At 60.5% G+C, this 995-nt stretch carries 1 protein-coding gene; it reads right to left on the reverse strand.

The genetic code is table 11. The features are described from left to right. Positions 1 to 425: 425 nt before the first annotated feature. Positions 426 to 995, reverse strand: a 570-nt coding sequence (locus R3F72_RS18545) for a PFL_4669 family integrating conjugative element protein (RefSeq protein WP_332780479.1), incomplete at its 5' end; no start/stop codon positions are given.

Consider the following 995-nt stretch of genomic DNA (forward strand, 5'->3'; position numbering starts at 1 on the left):
TGTTCCAGTGCAGTCATCGCGCTCGCGGTCCTTTCCTGTTCTCGTTGCAGATACTTGGTTGCCCCCTCCGATCCTGCGGGGAGTGTTTCCAGTGGAATCACCCCGGCCTGGTCTCGTTGAAGTGATTCCAGTGGAATCACCCCGGCCTGACTCTCGTTGAAGTGATTCCAGTGGAATCACCCCGGCCTGGCTCTCGTTGAAGTGATTCCAGTGGAATCACCCCGGCCTGGCTCTCGTTGAAGTGATTCCAGTGGAATCACCCCGGCCTGATCTCGTTGGAGTGATTCCAGTGGAATCACCCTGGCCCGGTCTCGTTGGAGTGATTCCAGTGGAATCACCCCGGCCTGGTCTCGTTGGAGAAGTAATGCCGGGGGCATCACCACCTGGCCCTTCCTGAAGTGATGCCAGTGGCATCACTCACAGCCTTAGTCCTCCGAGGCTCTGGACTGGGGCAGCAACTGGTCGTCGTCCAGATCCTCGCCTTCGAGCTTGTGCTCCTGGTCGCTGCCGGACGGTGAGGCTTCCTCACGCCGTATCGTCGGCGCAAACTCGCTGCGGCGCTTCCCTTCCAGAATGTCCTGCGGCAGCTCACCGTATTTCTCGAGGGCGTTCCGCGCCTTGGCGTTGTTGGCCGCGAAGTCATCACGCGTTGCCCCACTGAACCCGGGGAACTTGACGGGGGCGTAGCACAGCGAGCGCAAGGCATGGCCGCCCTGATCACGGATCATTGCGCCGCGTTGCTTATTGCCCAGCAATCCAATGTGATGCGCCAACAGGACATCGCGCACGATGCTGTCGTACTGCATCAGCAACATGACCGCCTGCCAGCCCATCTGCCCGCCGGTGAATACGGGCGTCACGAACGGTTGCTGGCTGAAGTTGCGGCTGACATCGAGTCCTTCCGGGATCTGCTTGAGCACACTGCTGACTCGAGTTTCCAGCTGCTGCAGCGCCTGTCGGGTCTCGTCGACCTTCTCCTCGAGCATGAGCAGCCA

It is taken from the genome of Salinicola sp. 4072 (genome assembly GCF_036663415.1).
Classification (GTDB): domain Bacteria; phylum Pseudomonadota; class Gammaproteobacteria; order Pseudomonadales; family Halomonadaceae; genus Salinicola; species Salinicola salarius_A.